Source organism: Gordonia aichiensis, assembly GCF_039946255.1.
Classification (GTDB): Bacteria; Actinomycetota; Actinomycetes; order Mycobacteriales; family Mycobacteriaceae; genus Gordonia; species Gordonia aichiensis_A.
This window is the reverse complement of the sequence record NZ_JBCDWL010000003.1, coordinates 122,470-141,992: the sequence shown is the minus strand read 5'-3', so window position 1 is coordinate 141,992 and position 19,523 is coordinate 122,470. Positions and strand designations below refer to the sequence as shown.

At 67.9% G+C, this 19,523-nt stretch carries 18 protein-coding genes and 1 pseudogene; 9 read left to right on the top strand and 10 right to left on the bottom strand.

What is annotated here, in order from left to right:
• From AAFO60_RS05770 to AAFO60_RS05730, 10 genes and pseudogenes are all read right to left on the bottom strand, one after another.
• Positions 1–330, bottom strand: coding sequence for a cupin domain-containing protein (locus tag AAFO60_RS05770; RefSeq protein ID WP_347955216.1), 330 nt, complete (start codon positions 328–330; stop codon positions 1–3).
• Positions 327–1,559, bottom strand: a complete 1,233-nt coding sequence (locus AAFO60_RS05765; RefSeq protein ID WP_347955215.1) for an MFS transporter — start codon at positions 1,557–1,559, stop codon at positions 327–329. The genes AAFO60_RS05770 and AAFO60_RS05765 overlap by 4 nt, the downstream gene beginning before the upstream one ends.
• Positions 1,559–2,305: a respiratory nitrate reductase subunit gamma gene (gene narI, locus AAFO60_RS05760; RefSeq protein WP_347955214.1), complete on the bottom strand. Its 747-nt coding sequence runs from the start codon at positions 2,303–2,305 to the stop codon at positions 1,559–1,561. Before narI ends, AAFO60_RS05765 begins: the two co-directional genes overlap by 1 nt.
• Complete coding sequence (gene narJ / locus AAFO60_RS05755; RefSeq protein ID WP_347955213.1) at positions 2,302–2,976, bottom strand: nitrate reductase molybdenum cofactor assembly chaperone; 675 nt, start codon at positions 2,974–2,976, stop codon at positions 2,302–2,304. Before narJ ends, narI begins: the two co-directional genes overlap by 4 nt.
• Positions 2,973–4,652 (bottom strand): nitrate reductase subunit beta, encoded by a 1,680-nt coding sequence (gene narH / locus AAFO60_RS05750; protein WP_347955212.1) that lies wholly within the window; start codon positions 4,650–4,652, stop codon positions 2,973–2,975. Before narH ends, narJ begins: the two co-directional genes overlap by 4 nt.
• Positions 4,652–8,371, bottom strand: coding sequence for a nitrate reductase subunit alpha (locus tag AAFO60_RS05745; protein ID WP_347955211.1), 3,720 nt, complete (start codon positions 8,369–8,371; stop codon positions 4,652–4,654). The genes narH and AAFO60_RS05745 overlap by 1 nt, the downstream gene beginning before the upstream one ends.
• Positions 8,372–8,791: 420 nt before the next feature.
• Positions 8,792–10,123, bottom strand: coding sequence for a wax ester/triacylglycerol synthase domain-containing protein (locus AAFO60_RS05740; protein WP_347955210.1), 1,332 nt, complete (start codon positions 10,121–10,123; stop codon positions 8,792–8,794).
• A 170-nt stretch (positions 10,124–10,293) separates the two neighbouring features.
• Complete coding sequence (locus AAFO60_RS05735; RefSeq protein WP_347955209.1) at positions 10,294–11,199, bottom strand: hypothetical protein; 906 nt, start codon at positions 11,197–11,199, stop codon at positions 10,294–10,296.
• Between the two features lie 43 nt (positions 11,200–11,242).
• Positions 11,243–11,584, bottom strand: a pseudogene (locus AAFO60_RS20980) (wax ester/triacylglycerol synthase domain-containing protein); the annotation flags it as partial.
• A 42-nt stretch (positions 11,585–11,626) separates the two neighbouring features.
• The gene (locus tag AAFO60_RS05730) at positions 11,627–12,970 is read right to left on the bottom strand and encodes a wax ester/triacylglycerol synthase domain-containing protein (protein WP_347955208.1); all 1,344 of its coding nucleotides are present in this window, start codon (positions 12,968–12,970) and stop codon (positions 11,627–11,629) included.
• A gap of 455 nt (positions 12,971–13,425) precedes the next feature.
• On the opposite strand from AAFO60_RS05730, the gene rpsH reads away from it, so the two are divergent.
• From rpsH to map, 9 genes are all read left to right on the top strand, one after another.
• Positions 13,426–13,824 carry a 30S ribosomal protein S8 gene (gene rpsH / locus AAFO60_RS05725; protein ID WP_347955207.1) on the top strand — a complete coding sequence of 133 codons (399 nt, stop codon included), beginning with the start codon at positions 13,426–13,428 and terminating at the stop codon, positions 13,822–13,824.
• Positions 13,825–13,835: 11 nt separating this feature from the next.
• On the top strand, positions 13,836–14,372 hold the full coding sequence (gene rplF, locus AAFO60_RS05720) for a 50S ribosomal protein L6 (RefSeq protein WP_347955206.1): 537 nt from the start codon (positions 13,836–13,838) through the stop codon (positions 14,370–14,372).
• A gap of 2 nt (positions 14,373–14,374) precedes the next feature.
• Positions 14,375–14,785, top strand: coding sequence for a 50S ribosomal protein L18 (gene rplR / locus AAFO60_RS05715; RefSeq protein WP_347955205.1), 411 nt, complete (start codon positions 14,375–14,377; stop codon positions 14,783–14,785).
• A 34-nt stretch (positions 14,786–14,819) separates the two neighbouring features.
• A complete protein-coding gene (gene rpsE / locus AAFO60_RS05710) occupies positions 14,820–15,470 on the top strand; it encodes a 30S ribosomal protein S5 (RefSeq protein WP_347955204.1) in 651 nt (216 codons plus the stop codon).
• Positions 15,471–15,473: 3 nt separating this feature from the next.
• Positions 15,474–15,653 carry a 50S ribosomal protein L30 gene (gene rpmD, locus AAFO60_RS05705; protein WP_006895590.1) on the top strand — a complete coding sequence of 60 codons (180 nt, stop codon included), beginning with the start codon at positions 15,474–15,476 and terminating at the stop codon, positions 15,651–15,653.
• A 2-nt stretch (positions 15,654–15,655) separates the two neighbouring features.
• On the top strand, positions 15,656–16,096 hold the full coding sequence (gene rplO / locus AAFO60_RS05700) for a 50S ribosomal protein L15 (protein WP_347955203.1): 441 nt from the start codon (positions 15,656–15,658) through the stop codon (positions 16,094–16,096).
• Between the two features lie 234 nt (positions 16,097–16,330).
• Positions 16,331–17,662 (top strand): preprotein translocase subunit SecY, encoded by a 1,332-nt coding sequence (gene secY, locus AAFO60_RS05695; protein ID WP_347955202.1) that lies wholly within the window; start codon positions 16,331–16,333, stop codon positions 17,660–17,662.
• Positions 17,659–18,207: an adenylate kinase gene (locus tag AAFO60_RS05690; protein ID WP_347955201.1), complete on the top strand. Its 549-nt coding sequence runs from the start codon at positions 17,659–17,661 to the stop codon at positions 18,205–18,207. Before secY ends, AAFO60_RS05690 begins: the two co-directional genes overlap by 4 nt.
• 8 nt (positions 18,208–18,215) lie before the next feature.
• Positions 18,216–19,007: a type I methionyl aminopeptidase gene (map, locus tag AAFO60_RS05685; protein ID WP_347955200.1), complete on the top strand. Its 792-nt coding sequence runs from the start codon at positions 18,216–18,218 to the stop codon at positions 19,005–19,007.
• Positions 19,008–19,523: the final 516 nt, after the last annotated feature.

Genomic DNA, 19,523 nt, shown 5'->3' with positions numbered 1-19,523 from the left:
TCAGCTGAGGGCGACGGTCAGCAGGACCGTCGAGTCCTCGTCGGCGATCAGACCGTGCCGGACCGGCGGGATGTCGACGAGGGCGCCGGTCGTGCCCGCCCATTCGCCGTCGGCGCCGGTGAGGCGGACCCGGCCGGACAGCACCTGCAGGGTCGCCTCGCCGGGACTCTCGTGATCGGACAGCTCCGAACCGCCCCGCAGCGCGATCAGCGTGTGTCGCAGCCGGTGATCGCGGTGCCCGCGAACGGTTCGGGAGGCGCGGCCCGAGTGTGCGGCGCGGGCTTCCGCCAGCAGCTCGGCGGCCAGGTCGGGAAGGGATACGGCGGTCATGCCTGCACGGACTCCTGTTCTTTCTCGTCGGCGTGTCGGGGGATGCCGAACACGGTGAACAGGCAGGCCACCGTCGCGAAGGCGACGAGCAGACCCAGCCCGATCGTGTACGAATGCGAGGCGGCGTCGTAGGTCGCGCCCATCACCAGCGGCGGGAAGAAGCCGCCGAGGCCGCCGGCGGCACCGACCAGGCCGGTCACCGCGCCCACCCGAGCCGGCGGCGAGGCCACCGCCACCCAGGCGAACACCGAGCCCGCACCCATGCCCATCATCACGGCCATGAGGATGAAGTCGACGGCCGCCAGCCCGTCCATCGGCGGTTTGGTCATCATCCAGACGGCCAGGACCGCGGCGCCGCCGCACGAGATGGCGGTGATCAGCCGCGGACCGAACTTGTCCGAGAGGACGCCGCCGATGGGGCGGAAGACGACGGCGGCGATCGCGAACCCTGCGGTCCGGGCACCGGCCGACTTGAGGTCGACGATGTCGTAGACGTCGTGCAGGTAGGTCGGCAGGTAGGTGGAGAAGGCGACGAAGCCGCCGAACGCCGCCGCGTACAGGAACGACATCTGCCAGGTGATCGGCAGCTTCAGCGCGCTGACCAGCTTGGGCACGGCCGGCTCGGTGTTCGGCGCCCACGATGGGGCATCGCGCATCGACATCCAGCAGATCACCGCCATCACCACCAGGGCGACCGCGATGATGAGGTGGGTCGGGAAGTAGCCGAACCACTCGCGGAACCGGGGCGTGAAGAACGCCGACAGCGCGGTGCCGCCCATGCCCGCGCCGAAGACGCCGGTCGCGAAGCCGCGGCGGTTCGCCTCGTACCAGTTGTTGAGAAAGGGGATTCCGGCGGCGAAGCTGGTGCCTGCGATGCCGAGGAAGAAGCCGATCACCAGCATCATCGGGTACGACTTCACGGTGCCCGCGACGGCGACGAGCAGGACGAAGGGTGCCGAGATCAACAGCAGCGCGGTGAACATCACCCGCCCGCCGAACTTCGGGGTCAGCACGCCGACGATGATCCGGCCGAGGGAGCCGACCAGGATCGGCACCGCGATCAGGATGGACTTCTGCGTCGAGTCGAGGTCGAGCTGGTCGGGGCTCGCATAGAACACGCCGAGCGGCGCGATGAGGTTCCACGCCCAGAACGAGATGGTGAACGCGGCCGTCGCGAGGACGAGGTTGAGTGTCTGGGCGGATTTCTCCGCCCGGGCCGAGGCAGTCATCAGTCGCGGTCCTTCACACCGATCGGATCCCAACCGCGGCGGCTCGGTGCGTTGCCGGGAGCCGAGCGCACGTCCTTGCTGCGGTAGATGATGTACGGGCGGAACAGGTAGTGCAGCGGTGCGGTGAAGATGTGCACCAGCCGGGTGAAGGGCACCAGCATGAACATCACCATGCCGATCACCACGTGGATGTGGAAGCGCAGGGGAGCGGCGTCCATGGCCGCGATGTCGGGCTGGAAGTAGAACACCGACCGGAACCACGGCGAGACGGTCTCGCGGTAGTTGACGCCCGGACCGTGCGGGTCGATCATGCCGACGACGGTGATGTAGGTGCCGGCGATCAGGGCGGCGAGCAGCACCGCGTACATCAGCTTGTCGTTGCGGGTGGTCGCGATGAAGACCGGCCCGACGGTGCGCCGCCGGTAGATCAGGATGCCCACCCCCACCAGCGTCGCGATCGCTGCGACGAGACCGCCGCCCGCGGCCACCCAGTGGTAGGCGGTCTCGGAGATGCCGATCGCCGAGGTCCACGACTCCGGGATCACCAGACCGATCGCGTGCCCGGCGATCACCGCGAGGATCCCGTAATGGAACAGCGGCGACCCGATGCGCAGCAGGCGGGACTCGTACAGCTCCGACGAGCGCGTCGTCCACCCGAACTTGTCGTAGCGATAGCGCCAGACGGTGCCGCCGATGACGCTCAGCAGCGCGATGTAGGGGAGGACGCCCCACAGGAAGATGCTCATCGATACACCTTGTCGCCGTTGGATGTGAACAGGGGCAGCAGACGCGGATCGGAGGAGGCCAGCCCGACGGTCTCGGGGTCGGGCGGCGAAGCCATCGCCAGCGCCGCCGCACGGTCGGGAGGGGACTGACCGGGCAGCGTCGCGCACACCGCGGCCAGCACGTCGGTGTACGGCGAGTCGACGTCGGCCAGCGCGAACTTGATCAACTCCAGCGCGGGCCGGTTGTCCGACAGCGCCTCCGTCCCCCGCACCGGGTCGGCGAGCGCCGCGAACTCCAGCACGATCGGCAGATGGTCGGGCAGCTCCCCGTGCAGGTCGACCAGGAAGCCGCTGTCGCGGTAGTACTGCTTGAACTCGGCGAGCACGGCGCCGCGCCGACGGGTGTCGCCCGCCGACCAGTACGACAGGTACAGCGTCTGCTTGCGCGAGAGGTCGAAGACGTCGGTGTAGTGCTGCGCCAGGTCGGCGCGGTCGGTGGAGGCGGCGTGAGCGAGGAAGCGCTGCAGGGCCTGCGCCGGTTCGCCGGGCGGCTGCTCGGCGAGCGCGGCCTGCATCAGGTCGAGGCGCTCGAACAGCTGTCGGTCCGGGTAGCCCAGGCACCAGGCGGCCACCTGGTGGATCACCCGCGCGTCGAGCCGCTGCGCCGGCGCGCGGCGGGAGAGCAGCCTCATGAGTCCGACCCCCGCTTCGGGAACAGGCCGTCCGGGGCGCCGTTGCCGTCCCAGTTCAGCAGGTTGGTCCGACCGTGCAGCGTGGCGGCGCCGGCCGGCACGTCGGTGCTCTGTCGCTGCTTGAGGGCGGCGAAGGTCTCGACCGAGACCGGCACCGGCCGTCCGCTGGCCTCCCCGAAGGCACCCGACTCGTACATGCCGGGACCGTCCTCGTAGTCGAGCGGGCAGGCCGTCTCCTCGAGCTTGTGCGCCTGCTCGTGGTGCGCGGTCGGGATCACGTACCGCTCGTCGTACTTGGCGATCGCCAGCAGCCGGTACATCTCGTACATCTGCTCCTCGCTCATCCCCACACTGCCGGGGATCAGCGGGTTCGTCTCGCGCCCGAGGTTCACATCGCGCATGTAGGCCCGCATCGAGGCGAGCTTCTGCAGGACGAACTCGACCAGGTCGGTGTCGCCCGCGGTGAACAGCTCAGCCAGGTACTCGACGGGGATGCGCAGCGATTCGATGGCGCCGAACAGGTTGTCGCGGTCCTCCCCGTCGTGGCCCTGTTCGGCCAGCAGGTCGACGATCGGCGACAGCGGCGGGATGTACCAGACCATCGGCATGGTGCGGTACTCCGGATGCAGCGGCAACGCCACCTTGTACTTCTTGGCCAGCGCGTACACCGGGGAGCGGCGGGCGGCGTCGAGCCATTCGTCGGGGATGCCGCCGGCCTTGGCCTGCCGGACGACCTCCGGGTCGGTCGGATCGAGCATCAGCTCCAGCTGGGCCTCGTAGAGGTCCTGCTCGTTCGGGACCGAGGCCGCCGCGGTCACCGCGTCGGCGTCGTAGAGGAAGATGCCGATGTAGCGCAGCCGGCCCACGCAGGTCTCGGCGCACACCGTCGGCTGGCCGACCTCGATCCGCGGATAGCAGAACGTGCACTTCTCGGCCTTGCCCGACCGGTGGTTGAAGTAGATCTTCTTGTACGGGCAGCCGGTGATGCACTGGCGCCACCCGCGGCAGCGATCCTGGTCGACCAGGACGATGCCGTCCTCCTCGCGCTTGTAGATGGCGCCGGAGGGGCACGAGGCCATGCACGACGGGTTCAGGCAGTGCTCGCAGATCCGCGGCAGATAGAACATGAAGGTCTGCTCGAACGAGAACTTGATCTTGTCCTCCGACTCCTTGCGCAGGCGCTGCGTGCGCAGCTTGGCGATGATCGGGTCCTTCTCCCCGTGGTCGATCGAGCCGCCGAGGTTGTCGTCCCAGTTGGCCGACCAGGTGACCTTCGTGTCCTCGCCGGTGATCAACGACTTGGGGCGGGCGACGGGGAAGTCGTCGCCCAGCGGGGCGTTGACCAGGGTCTCGTAGTCGTAGGTCCAGGGCTCGTAGTAGTCGTCGAGGGTGGGCTGGACTGGGCTGTGGAAGATGGTGAACAGCTTCTGCAGTCGGCCGCCGGTCCGCAGGCGCAGCTTGCCCTGCTTGTTCAGGTGCCAGCCGCCCTTCCACTGCTCCTGATCCTCGTACCGGCGCGGATAGCCCTGACCGGGGCGGGTCTCGACGTTGTTGAACCACACGTACTCGGTGCCCGCACGGTTGGTCCACGCCTGCTTGCAGGTCACCGAACACGTGTGGCAGCCGATGCACTTGTCGAGATTCATCACCATCCCGACTTGAGCCATGACTCGCATCAGTAGGTCACCTCCTGGCTCCGCTTGCGGATGGTCGAGACGATGTCGCGCTGGTTGCCCGTGGGGCCGAGATAGTTGAACGCGTACGACAGTTGCGCGTATCCGCCGATCAGGTGCGAGGGCTTCACCAGCAGCCGGGTCGCCGAGTTGTGGATGCCGCCGCGCCGGCCGGTGGCCTCCGACTTCGGCACGTCGATGGTCCGCTCCTGCGCGTGGTGCACGTAGCAGACGCCCTCGGGCATCCGGTGGCTGACGACGGCGCGGGCCACGTAGACGCCGTTGGCGTTGACGCATTCGATCCAGTCGTTGTCGCGGACGTCGATCGACGCGGCGTCCTGCGGCGACAGCCATGCGGTCGGCCCGCCGCGCGAGAGCGACAGCATGAACAGGTTGTCCTGGTACTCGGAGTGGATCGACCACTTGTTGTGCGGGGTCAGGAAGCGGACGGTGATCTGCTTGGACCCGTCCGGCCCCAGCTTGGGTTCGCCGAACAGCTTGTGCATGTCGAGCGGTGGACGGTAGGTCGGCAGCGCCTCGCCGATGTCGAGCATCCAATCGTGGTCGAGGTAGAAGTGCAGTCGCCCGGTCAGCGTGTGGAAGGGCTTGTCGCGTTCGATGTTGACCGTGAACGGCGCGTACCGGCGCCCGCCGGTCTCCGACCCCGACCACTCCGGCGAGGTGATCACCGGAACCGGCGCGGCCTGCGTGTCGGCGAAGGTGATCCGCTTCTCGTGCGAGCCCTCGGCGAGGTCGGCCAGGCGTTTGCCGACGCGGCGTTCGAGCTTCTGGAAGCCGTCGACCGCCAGCTCGCCGTTGGTGGTGCCGGAGAACAGCAGGATCGCCTCGGCCAGTTTGGCGTCGGTGTCGATGGCGGGCCGGCCCTCGGCGACACCTGAGGGCATCACCCCGTTCGCCGCGGCCAGCTTGCCCATCTGGGAGCCGACGTCGAAGGTGACGTTCTTGACGGTGAAGCCGAGCTCGTCGGCGAGCGGTCCGACGGTGGAGAGCTTGTCGGCGATCGCCGTGTAGTCGCGCTCGACCACCTGGAAGACCGGCGTGTTGACGCCGGGCTTGGCGGGGGCGCCGTCGCGCCAGTCCATGACGCGGCCGTGCGGCTGGGCCGTCTCACCCGGGGTGTCGTGCTGCAGGGCCGTGCTGACCAGGTCGTATCGGGTGCCCAGGTGCGTCCGCGCCTGCTTGGAGAGTTCTTCGGCCAGCAGATGGAAGAGGTCGAAGTCGCTCTTGGCCTCCCACGGCGGGTCGATCGCCGGGGAGAAGGCGTGCACGAACGGGTGCATGTCGGTGGAGGACAGGTCGTGCTTCTCGTACCAGGTGGCGGCAGGCAGCACGATGTCGCTGAGCAGGGTGGTCGAGGTCATCCGGAAGTCCGCCGACAGCAGCAGATCGAGCTTGCCCTCGGGCGCCTGCTCGTGCCATTTCACCTCACGCGGGCGCGGGGTCTCCGGGTTCTCGCTGCCGAGCACGTTGTGGTGGGTGCCCAGCAGGTGGCGCAGGAAGTACTCGTCGCCCTTGGCCGAGGACCCCAGCAGGTTGGACCGCCACAGCACCAGGGTGCGCGGCCAGTTCTCCGGCGCGTCGACGTCGCAGATCGCCGGCGTCAGCGAACCGTCGACGAGCTGCTCGGCGACGAAGGCGGCCGGGTCGGGGGCCTCGCCCGCGTCGACGGCTGCACGGGCCGCGTCGGCCACGTCGAGCGGGTTGTCGGAGAACTGCGGGTAGAAGGGCATCCAGCCCAGGCGTGCCGACTGCGCGATCGCGTCGGCGGTGTGCATCCCGTCGAGGGTTCCGGACGACAGCGGTGAGGTGAGCGCCGAGGTGGAGTAGCCGTCGTTGCGCCACTGGTCGGTGTGCATGTACCAGTACGAGGTGCCCGGGGTGGTGCGCGGCGGCCGACTCCAGTCCAGGGCGTTGGCCAGCGAGATCCATCCGGTGATCGGGCGGCACTTCTCCTGCCCGACGTAGTGCGCCCAGCCGCCGCCGTTGCGTCCCATGCTGCCGGTCAGGATCAGCATCGCCAGGATGGCTCGGTAGGTGGCGTCGCCGTGGAACCACTGGCAGATGCCGGCACCCATGATGATCATCGACCGCCCGCCGGACTCCTCGGCGTTGCGTGCGAACTCGCGTGCCACCCGGATCGCGGCCTCGGCGGGCACGCTGGTGATCTCCGCCTGCCAGGCGGGGGTGTAGGGGCTGGTGGCGTCGTCGTAGCCGGTGGGCCACCGACCGGGCAGCCCGTCGCGGCCCACGCCGTACTGGGCCAGCAGCAGATCGTAGACGGTGGTGACCAGACCGCCCCCGAACCGGCGGGCCGGCACGCCGCGGGTGATCACCGTGCCGCTGCCGTCGGGGGAGTCGAACGACGGGAACGACACCTCGACGGCCTGGGCGTCGGGTTCGCCGAGCAGGGTCAGGCGGGGCGTGATGCCCTGCAGGTCCAGGTTCCACTGGCCTTCGCCGGACTCGGAGTACCGGTGCCCCAGCGTGCCGTTCGGCACGAATGGCCGACCCGTCGCGTCGTCGACGAGGACCGTCTTCCAATGCTCCTCGGCGGGGGCGCCGGGATCGAGTTCGTCGGCGGTGACGAACTTGCCGGGCACCAGCGTCCCGTCGCGTTCGTCGAGATGGATGAGGAAGGGCAGGTCGGTGTACTTGCGGGTGAAGTCGGTGAAGAAGGGGGTGCCGGCGGTGCCGTCGTCGCCTCGGCGGTCGACGTAGAACTCCTTGAGGATGACGTGGCCCATCGCCATCGCCAGGGCCGCATCGGTGCCGGCCTGCGCGGGCAGCCACTCGTCGGCGAACTTCGTGTTGTCGGCGTAGTCGGGGGAGACGGCGACGACCTTGGTGCCGCGGTAGCGGACCTCGGCCATCCAGTGCGCGTCCGGGGTTCGGGTGACCGGGACATTGGAGCCCCACATCATCAGGTAGGAGGCGTCCCACCAGTCGCCGGACTCGGGGACGTCGGTCTGGTCGCCGAAGACCTGCGGGCTGGCGACCGGCAGGTCGGCGTACCAGTCGTAGAACGACGTCATGACGCCGCCGATGAGCTGGATGAACCGGGTGCCGACGCAGTGGCTGACGATCGACATCGCCGGGATGGGGGAGAAGCCGGCGCAGCGGTCGGGGCCGTAGGTCTTGATGGTGTGCACGTGTGCGGCGGCGGCCATCTCGGTGGCCTCCTCCCACGAGACGCGCACCAGCCCGCCCTTGCCGCGGGCCTGCTGGTAGGAGCGGCGGCGGAGCGGATCGCCCACCACGTCGGCCCAGGCGAGCACCGGATCGGTCAGCCGCGACTTGGCCTCCCGGTACATCTCCAGCAGCACTCCGCGGGCGTATGGGTGCCGCACGCGGGTCGGCGAATAGGTGTACCAGGAGAAGGCGGCGCCGCGGGGGCAGCCGCGCGGCTCGTACTCGGGCCGGTCCGGGCCCACCGACGGGTAGTCGGTCTCCTGCGACTCCCAGGTGATGATGCCGTCCTTGACGTACACCTTCCACGAGCAGGAGCCGGTGCAGTTGACCCCGTGCGTCGACCGCACGATCTTGTCGTGACTCCACCGATCGCGGTAGAAGACGTCTCCGGCGCGACCGCCGTGACGGAACACCGCCCGAGCGTCGTCCGTCTCGTCCCACTTGGTGAAGAACTTGCCGACGTCGAGCAACGCTTGCGCCGCCGGACCCTGCACTCCCGATGAGCCGCTCATGACTACCGACTGTAGGACTTAATCGTGATCGGCGGTGCGCATTCAGGGGGACGGATTTCGGCGATTAGTCGAACTCTGTGAAACTGTGCGGAGATGGCGAATTACGAAACGAATTCGTCGTGGAATTCGGTGGATGACAAGTCGACTCGGCTCCGGCGCTGGTCCGGCCGGGTGAGGTCGGTGTCCGGGCCGCGGTCGCCGACGGGCCGGGCCGCCGGCCTGGGACTTTGGTCCTGGTAGACGTGGGGTCGAAGTATGACGTGCTATCGCTGAAAGTGCCGATCCGAAGAATTCTCGCAGCGGCCGAATAAGGGCCGAAAGGCCCGTCGTCGTCGCGCGATTCGCGCCGCGAGGCAATGGCCGGAACGCGCTGTCTCGGGTTCGAATTCAGGCTGCTGCTCTCGGTGCCGGTGATGCCCGTCAGGAATCCCGCAGCGTCTCGAGTTCGGCCAATGCCGTGCGCAATCGATCCAGATAACCGGGCAGGTCGGTCACCTGATCGGGGTCGGCGGTGACGGTGATCCAGATCGTCTCACCCAGGCTCGTGACGATGTGGCAGATGCCGCAGCCGCCGCCCGGCGCGGTCACGCCGAACCGGCCGATCACCGGCGAACCGCAGACCTGCCAGCCGGTGGAGTCCGACCGGGGAATGCTGCTGACCCGGGTGTCGGCGACCGTCAACGGAGTGTCGACGGGATGGCGCCTGCGTCGTCGCTCGAGCAGGGAGTAGACGAAGGCGGGCAGGCGCGGCATCTGCGGAACCATGCCCTCGGTACGCAGGATCCGCCGGGCATTGCGCACACCGTCGTGGATGGGCCCCAGCCGCTCGCCCAGCGGCCGCGTCGTCGCGAGGTTCACCAGGCCGCCGGTGACCAGGTTGCGCGCCGTCGCCGGACGGTCGTCGCGCAGCGAGACGGCGAAGGCCGACACCATGTCCCGGTCGTGTACGCCGCTGAAGTCGGCGATCGCGGTGCCGACCGCGGCCATCAGCAGATCGTTGATGGAGACGCCGGTGGCGACGGCGATCGGGTACAGGTCGGCGATCGGGCAGCTGATCACCCCCAGGACGGTCGACGGTCCCAGCGGTTGGGTGATCGACGTCCGCTCGAAGATCGCTCCGGCGAGGCCCTCGGCGTGAAAGGCCGCCCGGAGACGCTTATGCGACCGCAGCATCCGAATCGTGTCCGCGGCGACGAAGAACGGTCGCAACGGAATGCGGGGCACCTCCCGCAAGGTCGCGTGCAGCCGGGACACGGCTTTCCGGTGCGGTTCGGGCGAGAGGTCGGCGGAGTACCAGGAATCGGCCATCGGCATGAGATACAGCGGTTCGCCCAGGCAGTGGTGAACCTTGGTGATCACGGCGAAGCAGCGCCCGTCCACCCCCTCGACCCCGTCGACGCCGCGGACGATGTGCAACTCGACCAGCGGCTGACCGAACTTGAACGGAACCGCCAGCAGTTCGGCCGCGAGGTCCAACAGGTCGGACATGGCGGCGGCGCGATGGAGGTGGATCCGGTCGCGGGCGACGAAATGCGGGGTGTCCGACCAGTAGGCGTCGCCGATCCCGAAGTACGAAAGCACCATTCGATCGCGGGCCGCCGGGGCGCGGGTGATGCGGTCGGCGAACCAATCGATCAGCTCGGCCGAAGAGACATCGGTCTCCCGTACCAGATCCATGAACATCATCGTCGACTGCTGCGCGGCAGATCGATCGAAGGCCATCATCAGGTCGATCGGAGCGACTCGTTCCACGGCGACTCCCAAGTGCAGACAGGTGACGCCGCCGGCGTCGGCGCCGTCCGCCGAACCAGTGGCGCGCTTATGTGTTCACGGTAGGAGCCGCACTGCTGCCGACACGAGCGTTACCGGCGAGGTTCACGCGAACGACCGATCCTCCTGGTGGGGGGTGCAGAGCTCCTCGATCACGCGGCGCAGCGTGTCGAGGTAGCCCCGAGATCGGGGACCTGCGCGGGGTCCACGAAAGCGCTGATCGCCACCGTGTCGCCGAGCGCGGTGACCGCGTGGCACAGCCCGCACGACGCACCGGGGGCGACGACCACGAACCGGGAGACTGGCTGGGCGCCGCACAGCCGCCAGTCGGTGATGTCGGGGCGGCCGGGGCTGCTGATGCGAGTGTGCGCGGCCACCATCCCGTGCGCCTGCCTGGACCGCTGGTTGCGCTGCAGGAACCACGCGTAGGCGAAGCCCGGTGCACGCGGCGGAGAGGACGTCGCCTCCGGCGCGCTCAACAGCGTCCGTTCGGTCCGCACGTCCCGGTGGATGCGCCGAACCCGATCGGGCCACGGGGTGTCGTCGGCCACGCGCACCATGCCGCCGGCCACACTGTTGCGCGGCTCCGGATTCACCTCGCGGGTCGAGACCGCGATGAAGGCCGTCACGTCGGGCCCGACGTCGTCGAAGTGCTCGGCGATCGCGCTGCCGATCGCGCCCAGGATCAGATCGTTGGCCGACACACCCGCGGCGCGTGCCGCGGTGCGGAGGCGATCGAGGGGGAAGAAGGCCGCATCGGCGTCGACGCCGAGACCCATCGGCGCAGTGATGGAACAGCGTTCGACGGGCGGTGGGCGGTGACCGGACTCGGCGAGGGCAGCGCCCAGGTGCCGCTGGGCGCGCGCCGACGACTTGGCGTCGGCGACGAGCATGACGGGCCACAACGGCAGTCGGAGCAGCTCGCGGAGGGTCACCGACAGCCGGGAGGCGGGCTGCGGGTCGGCCTCGACGGGCGGCAGGTCGGCGGCGTACAGCGCATCCCAGACGGGAGCGAAGAACGACGGATCGCCGAACGAGTGGTGGAACTTCGTGACCACGGCGAAGCAGCGCCCCGGGCTGTCCCTCCACGCCGTCGATGCCCCGGATCACGTGGAACTCCCACGGCGGGCGGTTCTCGGCGAAGGGCTGAGCCCGCACTTCCAGGAGCTTGGCGCGCAGCGCCGACCAGCTGTCGGCTTCGTGGGCGTGGACGTGATCGTGCACGTCGAACTTCGGTGCGCGTGCCCAATGGGGTTGACCGATTCGGCCGTACGGCTCGACGGCCACCTTCTTGAGCACCGCCAGGCGGTCGGTGCGAGTGGTGATCCACTCGATCAGATCGGCGGTGGGCCGATCGGTCTCCGGGAACAGGTCGACGTACATCGAGGTGTTCGCGCGGTTAGGGGTGTCGTCGTAGAGGAAGACGGCGTCTTCGAAGGCCATCCGTTGCGCAGCATCTCCGTAGGGTCGGCGGCGGGTGCCGCCTCACGCAGCGGCGGCGGGCAGCATCTGATCGAGCCGGCTCTGCAGCCGGGCCAGGTAGCCCGCGAGGTCGGGCACCTGGTCCGGGTCCACGAAGGCGTTGATGGCAGCGTAGTCGCCGAGCGTGGTGACGGCGTGACACAGGCCGAGCCCCGAGCCCGGCAGCAGGACGCTCAACCGGGCCTTCGGCCGATTCCCGCCGAACCGCCACTCGGAGACGTCGGGTGGCGGAAAGCTGCTGACCCTGGTGTGCGCCGGGGCCAGGGAGCCCTGACTCGACTGCTGGCGCTGCCAGTACCAGTCGTAGAAGAAGCCCGGCGCGCGTGGCGAGACCACCTGGTGCTCCGGTGCGATGAGGACGGTGCGCAGGGCGCGGATCGCGTGGTGGATGCGCCGCGCACGGTCCGGCAGCGGTCGCTCGGGCGACAGGCTGATGATGCCGCTCCTGATGCGGTTGCGCGACGCGGTGTCCGCGGTGCGGGCGGAGACGGCGAAGATCGACGTGATGTCGGCGGACCGGAGGTCGTCGACGTGATCGGCGATCGTGCCGCCGATGGCGGCCATGATCACGTCGTTCGCCGATGCGTCGAGAGTCGCGGCGATCGCCCGCAGGCGGGCCCGCGGGTAGAACAGGGTGCCGAAGTCCACGTTGGATCCGGACGGCTGGGTGATGGAGCAGCGGGGCACCGGCGCTGCGCCCTGTCCGGTCTCGGCCAATGCCCGGGTGAGGTGCTGCTGGGTGCGGGTGGAGGCGACCATGTCGCCCAGCATCAGGAACGGGCGCAGCGGAAGCTTCACGAGTTCGCGTGCCGTGACCGTCAGACGGGCGTGGCGCCGAACCCGACCCGGCGACGGGTCGGGAGCCGACGGCGGCTCGGGCGCGTAGAGGCGGGCGGTGATGTCGCTGAAGTATCCGGGTTCGCCCATCGCGTGGTGGTATTTGGTCGCCACCGCGATGTGGGGGCCGCTCAGTCCCGGGATCCCGGCGACGTTGCGGAACACATGGGTCTCCCACAGCGGCCGGTCCGGTGCGTACGGGCGGGCACGAAGGGCGAGGAGACGGTCGTGCACCTGCTCCCAGCCCACCGCTTCGTCGAGGAAGACGTGATGGCCGACGTCGAAGGTCGGCAGCTCCACCCAGTACGAGTCGCCGATCCGCCCGTACGGCGACACGACGCTCTGCCGCAGTTCGGGGATCTGCTCGGCGCGCACGCGCAGCCCGGCGAGCAGTTCGTCGGAAGTCGCGGCCGACTCGGGGAACAGGTCCACGAGCATCACCGTGTTCACCTGGGTCTCGAGGTTCTCGTTGTGAAGGTAGACCGCGTCGTCGAGTGCGATGCGTTGCACGGGTTCCTCCGTCGTCGTCTCGAGCTCAACAGGAGGGTGGGGACTCTCGGGGCCCCACGGCGGGGCGAACCCGACCGCGAATGGTCTGGTTTGTCAGCTCTTTGGAATACGAATCCTCCGCCGCGCGGAGGGCGTCCGACAAGGGATTCGAGGCAGATTCAACTGAACGAACCAAGAGATCGGGAGCTGTTGTCGATCGATCGATCGACGGTCGCCCGATTTGGCTTCTGCCAGCCGGTTCCCTACAATGTTTCAGGTTGCCTGGGTGAAGTGTGCCCCCAGGGCCCACAACTTCATACAGCCCGACGGTGCCGGCGAAAAGCCAATGGCATCACCGGGCGTAGAAAATGCACAACTATCCACTTCGTGGAAGGCCCACCAGTGCCAACCGGGACCGTCAGGTCGCGGGGACACCGCTGCATGGGAACCGCTACGAGAAAGGTTGACGGTCAACCATGACCATGACTGACCCGATCGCAGACTTTCTGACGCGTCTGCGTAACGCCAACTCGGCGTACCACGACGAGGTGTCGCTGCCTTCGTCGAAGATCAAGGTGAACATCGCCGAGATCCTCAAGCGTGAGGGCTACATCACCGACTACCGCGTCGAAGACGCCGAGGTCGGCAAGAAGCTCACCGTGACCCTGAAGTACGGCCCGAGCCGCGAGCGCAGCATCGCCGGCCTGCGTCGCGTCTCCAAGCCGGGTCTGCGGGTTTACGCAAAGTCCACCAACCTGCCCAAGGTCCTGGGTGGCCTCGGCGTGGCGATCATCTCCACGTCGTCCGGTCTCCTCACCGATCGCCAGGCAGTCAACCAGGGCGTGGGCGGCGAAGTCCTCGCTTACGTCTGGTAGGGGAGCGAACAATGTCGCGTATTGGTAAGAACCCCATCGAGATCCCGGCCGGCGTCGACGTCGCGATCGACGGCCAGGACGTCAAGGTCAAGGGCCCCAAGGGCGAACTGAGCCTGACGGTCACCTCGCCGATCGCCGTGGCGAAGGAAGAGAACACCATCGTCGTCACTCGGCCCGACGACAACCGCGAGAACCGTGCCCTGCACGGCCTGAACCGCTCGCTGATCGACAACCTCGTCATCGGCGTCACTCAGGGCTACACCCGGAAGATGGAGATCTTCGGTGTCGGCTACCGCGTCCAGGCCAAGGGCAAGGACCTCGAGTTCGCCCTCGGCTACAGCCACCCCGTGCCGATCGAGGCTCCGGAAGGCATCACCTTCGCGGTGGAGTCCCCGACCAAGTTCTCGGTCTCGGGAATCGACAAGCAGCTAGTCGGCCAGATCTCGGCGAACATCCGTCGCCTGCGTCGTCCGGACCCCTACAAGGGCAAGGGCATTCGCTACGAGGGTGAGCAGATCCGCCGCAAGGTCGGAAAGACGGGTAAGTAGAAATGGCTGAATCAACTCAAACCACCGGAACTGCGCGCAAGCCCATCGGCAAGGACGTGTCGACCCGTCGCCGCACCGCGACCAACCGTCGTCACTTCCGTCTGCGCAAGAAGATCAACGGCACCGCCGAGCGTCCGCGCATGGCAGTCAAGCGCAGCAGCCGTCACATCCATGTCCAGGTCATCGACGACCTGACCGGCCGCACCCTGGCCGCCGCCAGCAGCATCGAAGCTGATGTGCGGGCAGCCGGTGGCGACAAGACCGCTCAGGCCGCCAAGGTCGGCGAGCTCGTCGCCGCCCGCGCCAAGGCCGCAGGCATCGAAACCGTGGTCTTCGACCGCGGTGGCAAGTCGTACCACGGTCGCATCGCGGCCCTGGCCGACGCCGCCCGTGAGACGGGCCTGAAGCTGTGATGACCAACAAGATGATCAACGGAGGGGACCTCTGATGCCCGGACGTCAGCGTGTTGGCGGCAACGGACCCGCCGGCAGCAACAACAACAGCAATGACAACCGCGGCGAGCGTCGCGGCCGCGGCGACCGTCGCGACAACCGCGGTCGCGAGCGCGAGGAGAAGAACCACCTCGAGCGCGTGGTGACCATCAACCGCGTGTCGAAGGTCGTCAAGGGCGGTCGTCGCTTCAGCTTCACCGCGCTCGTCGTCGTCGGCGACGGCCAGGGCATGGTCGGCGTCGGCTACGGCAAGGCCAAGGAAGTTCCCGCGGCGATTCAGAAGGGTGTCGAAGAGGCTCGCAAGAACTTCTTCCGCGTCCCGCTGATCGGCGGCACCGTGACCCACCCGGTTCAGGGTGAGGCTGCGGCCGGCGTCGTCATGCTGCGCCCGGCCAGCTCGGGTACCGGTGTGATCGCCGGTGGCGCCGTGCGTGCCGTCCTGGAGTGCGCCGGTGTCACCGACGTGCTCGCCAAGAGCCTCGGCTCGGACAACGCGATCAACGTCGTTCACGCGACCGTCGCCGCACTCAAGATGCTGCAGCGTCCCGAAGAGGTCGCCGCCCGTCGCGGACTGCCGGTCGAGGACGTCGCTCCGGCAGGCATGCTGCGTGCACGCGCAGCAGCCGCAGCGAACAAGGGAGCATAAGCCATGGCTGAGCTGAAGATCACCCAGATCAAGGGCACCATCGGTACCAAGAAGAACCAGCGTGACAGCCTGCGCACCCTTGGTCTCAAGGGCATCCGCCAGACCGTCACCCGCGAGGACACTCCGATCAACCGCGGCCTCATCAACGTGGTTCGTCACCTCGTGACAGTCGAAGAGGTTTAGTCATGACCATCAAGCTGCACCACCTTCGCCCCGCACCGGGTGCGAAGACCGAGAAGACCCGCGTGGGTCGCGGTGAGGGCTCCAAGGGTAAGACCGCTGGTCGCGGTACCAAGGGCACCAAGGCGCGCAAGAACGTTCCGGCCCGCTTCGAGGGCGGCCAGATGCCGATTCACATGCGCCTGCCGAAGCTCAAGGGCTTCACCAACCGCAACCGCGTGGAGTACCAGGTTGTCAACGTCGGCGACCTCGCCCGGCTGTTCCCGGAGGGTGGCACCATCGGTGTCGCCGATCTGGTCGCCGCCGGCGCCGTCCGCAAGAACCAGCTCGTGAAGGTTCTGGGCGACGGTGAGCTGAACGTCAAGGTCGACGTGACCGCTGACAAGTTCACCGGCTCCGCCAAGGAGAAGATCGCCGCCGCAGGCGGCACCGTGACGCAGGCCTGATCCTTCGTCGCATGCAGAACTGCCGAACCGGTCAGGTGAGCGAGTGCGAGTGGCTTTTCGAGCCGTCGCGCCGCGCACCTGACCGGTCGCAGTTCTGGGACTGTTAAAGTTTTTCCGTGGGCGTCCGTCGTCGGACGCCCGGGTCATTTCCGAGTCGACCGCCAAAGGCACGATGACGCGCAGTATCGAAGCGATGCCGCGCCCACCGACACTGCGGTGCTATAGGAGGAGTTAGTGCTTTCCCCCCTCGTGGCGACCTTCAAGACGCCCGACCTGAGGAAGAAGATCTTCTACGCCCTCGGCATCCTCGTGCTCTACCGCCTCGGTGCGACGATCCCGTCGCCCGGTGTGGACTTCAAGGAGATCGAACGCTGTGTCGATGCCGCCAGTCGTGGCGACTCCGGTCAGATCTACTCGCTGATCAACATGTTCTCCGGCGGCGCGCTGCTGCAGCTGTCGGTGTTCGCGATCGGCATCATGCCGTACATCACGGCCAGCATCATCGTTCAGCTGCTCACCGTCGTCATTCCGCGGTTCGAGCAGTTGCGCAAGGAAGGCCAGTCCGGCCAGAACAAGATGACGCAGTACACCCGCTACCTCACGGTGGCGCTGGCACTGCTGCAGTCGACCGGCATCGTCGCACTGGCCGCCACCGGCAATCTGTTGCCGTCCACCGGCCAGGACTGTCGCGCCGAGTCGATCCTGAACGACACCAGCGTGCTGGGCCTGTCGATCATCGTCCTGGTGATGACCGCCGGCGCCTGCCTGGTCATGTGGTTCGGCGAGCTCATCACCGAGCGCGGTGTCGGCAACGGCATGTCGCTGCTCATCTTCGTCGGCATCGCCGCCCGCATCCCCGCCGAGGGACGCACCATCCTCCAGCAGCGCGGCGGCCTCGCCTTCGGCCTGGTCTGCGTGGCGATCCTGCTGATCCTGGTGGCCGTGGTCTTCATCGAGCAGGGCACCCGGCGGGTTCCGGTCCAGTACGCCAAGCGCATGGTGGGACGCAAGATGTACGGCGGCTCGTCCACCTACATGCCCATCAAGGTCAACACCGCGGGCGTCATCCCCGTCATCTTCGCCTCCTCGCTTCTGTACATTCCGCAGCTGATCCTCCAGCTCACCGGAAGCGGCGACGGCGAGGCGGCCGGCTGGAAGCTGTGGCTTCAGGACAACTTGATCAACCCGTCCAGCTGGTTCCACATCACGTTCTACTTCCTCCTGATCATCTTCTTCACCTACTTCTACGTCGCGGTGACCTTCAACCCGGAGGAACGCGCAGACGACATGAAGCGGTACGGCGGCTTCATCCCGGGCATCCGCCCCGGCAAGCCGACCGCCGACTACCTGAGCTATGTGCTCAGCCGGATCACGCTGCCCGGTTCGCTGTACCTGGGCATCATCTCGATCCTCCCGAACCTGTTCATGGATCTCGGCGGGGGCGGCGCGGCCAACATTCCGTTCGGCGGCACCGCGCTCCTGATCATCGTGGCCGTCGGCCTCGACACCATCAAGCAAGTGAACAGCCAGTTGATGCAACGCAAGTACGAAGGGTTCCTGAAGTGAGACTCGTCATCCTCGGACCGCCCGGAGCGGGCAAAGGCACGCAGGCCGAACTGATGTCGGAGGCCCTGGGCATTCCGCACATCTCGACTGGCGATCTGTTCCGCGCCAACATCTCGCAGGGCACGCCGATCGGCGTCGAGGCCAAGAAGTACCTCGACGCGGGCAACCTGGTGCCGCCGGAGATCACCATCAACATGGTCCGCGAGCGGGTCGCCGAGCCGGACGCCGCGAAGGGCTTCATCCTCGACGGCTTCCCCCGATCGACGGAGCAGGCCGTGGCCCTCGAAGGCATCCTGGAAGACCTGTCGGTCAAGCTCGACGGCGTCCTGTCGTTCAAGGTCGACACCGACGTCGTCGTGGAGCGCATGCTGGCCCGCGGTCGCGCCGACGACACCGAAGAGGTCATCCGTAACCGCATGGCCGTCTACGACGCGGAGACCGCACCGCTGCTCGACCACTACGCCGGTCAGGTCACCGAGATCGATGCCGTCGGCGCGGTCGACGAGGTCCACCAGCGGGTGCTGACCGCCCTCGGTAAGGCCTGATCCGCACCGTGGGTTTCCGTAAGCCGAAGCCGGTGCCGTTCAAGTCGGCCGGTGAACTCGATGCGATGGAGGCGGCCGGCCGGATCGTCGGCGCCGCCCTGGTCGCGGTGCGCGCGGCGGCGAAGGCCGGCGTCAGCACCCTCGACCTCGACGCGGTCGCCGAGGCCGTCATCCGCGACGCGGGGGCGGTCCCGTCGTTCAAGGGCTACCACGGCTTCCCCGGATCCATCTGCAGCTCCGTCAACGAGGTCGTGGTGCACGGCATCCCGTCGCGCGAGGTGATCCTCGCCGACGGGGATCTGGTGTCCATCGACTGCGGTGCCATCCTCGACGGCTGGCACGGCGACTCGGCCTGGACCTTCGGTGTCGGCGAACTGTCGAGTGCCGACCAGGAGCTCAGCGAGGCGACGAGGCTGTCGATGGAGGCCGGAATCGGCGCCATGATCCCCGGCAATCGGCTCACCGACGTCTCGTACGCGATCGAGGAGGGCACCTACGCGGCGGCCCGCATGTTCGGTCGCGAGTTCGGGATCGTCGACGGTTACGGCGGGCACGGCATCGGCCGCGAGATGCACATGGAGCCCTTCCTGCCGAACGAGGGCAAGCCGAATCGCGGTCCGCGGCTGGTCGTCGGCTCGACGCTGGCGATCGAGCCGATGCTGACCCTCGGCACCGACCAGACGAGCGTCCTCGCGGACGACTGGACGGTCGTCACCGACGACGGCTCCCGCTCGGCTCACTGGGAGCACACCGTCGCCGTCACCGAGGACGGGCCGCGGATCCTGACCCCGCGCCCCTGACCGTCAGACGCTCACGAGAAGGGCCCCGCCACCGGTTCGCCGGCGGCGGGGCCCTTCTCGTGGGCGCTTCTTCAGGGTTATCGAGTGGCCCCGCGAACGAAGTGAGCGAGCGTATCGAGATGATCGTCTCGATACGCCGCCTCGCTGCGCTCGGTGGCTACTCGACAACCCTGGGTGCGGCCGCGCGGTCCCTAGGCTTATCGAGTAGTCCGTGAGCCTCAGGCTTATCGAGTAGCCCGCGAACGAAGTGAGCGAGTGTATCGAGATGCGTGTCTCGATACGCTGCCTCGCTGTGCTCGGTGGCTACTCGACAAGCCTGGCTGCTGTGCGGCCGGGCGGTCCTCAGGCTTATCGAGTAGCCCGCGAACGAAGTGAGCGAGTGTATCGAGATACGCTGCCTCGCTGTGCTCGGTGGCTACTCGACAAGCCTGGCTGCTGTGCGGCCGGGCGGTCCTCAGGCTTATCGAGTAGCCCGCGAACGAAGTGAGCGAGTGTATCGAGATACGCTGCCTCGCT

What these genes read in the sequence shown, in the direction of transcription:
- AAFO60_RS05770 (WP_347955216.1), bottom strand. Translation starts at nt 330, where the DNA reads ATGACCGCCGTATCCCTTCCCGACCTGGCCGCCGAGCTGCTGGCGGAA.
- AAFO60_RS05765 (WP_347955215.1), bottom strand. Translation starts at nt 1,559, where the DNA reads ATGACTGCCTCGGCCCGGGCGGAGAAATCCGCCCAGACACTCAACCTC.
- narI (WP_347955214.1), bottom strand. Translation starts at nt 2,305, where the DNA reads ATGAGCATCTTCCTGTGGGGCGTCCTCCCCTACATCGCGCTGCTGAGC.
- narJ (WP_347955213.1), bottom strand. Translation starts at nt 2,976, where the DNA reads ATGAGGCTGCTCTCCCGCCGCGCGCCGGCGCAGCGGCTCGACGCGCGG.
- narH (WP_347955212.1), bottom strand. Translation starts at nt 4,652, where the DNA reads ATGCGAGTCATGGCTCAAGTCGGGATGGTGATGAATCTCGACAAGTGC.
- AAFO60_RS05745 (WP_347955211.1), bottom strand. Translation starts at nt 8,371, where the DNA reads ATGAGCGGCTCATCGGGAGTGCAGGGTCCGGCGGCGCAAGCGTTGCTC.
- rpsH (WP_347955207.1), top strand. Translation starts at nt 13,426, where the DNA reads ATGACCATGACTGACCCGATCGCAGACTTTCTGACGCGTCTGCGTAAC.
- rplF (WP_347955206.1), top strand. Translation starts at nt 13,836, where the DNA reads ATGTCGCGTATTGGTAAGAACCCCATCGAGATCCCGGCCGGCGTCGAC.
- rplR (WP_347955205.1), top strand. Translation starts at nt 14,375, where the DNA reads ATGGCTGAATCAACTCAAACCACCGGAACTGCGCGCAAGCCCATCGGC.
- rpsE (WP_347955204.1), top strand. Translation starts at nt 14,820, where the DNA reads ATGCCCGGACGTCAGCGTGTTGGCGGCAACGGACCCGCCGGCAGCAAC.
- rpmD (WP_006895590.1), top strand. Translation starts at nt 15,474, where the DNA reads ATGGCTGAGCTGAAGATCACCCAGATCAAGGGCACCATCGGTACCAAG.
- rplO (WP_347955203.1), top strand. Translation starts at nt 15,656, where the DNA reads ATGACCATCAAGCTGCACCACCTTCGCCCCGCACCGGGTGCGAAGACC.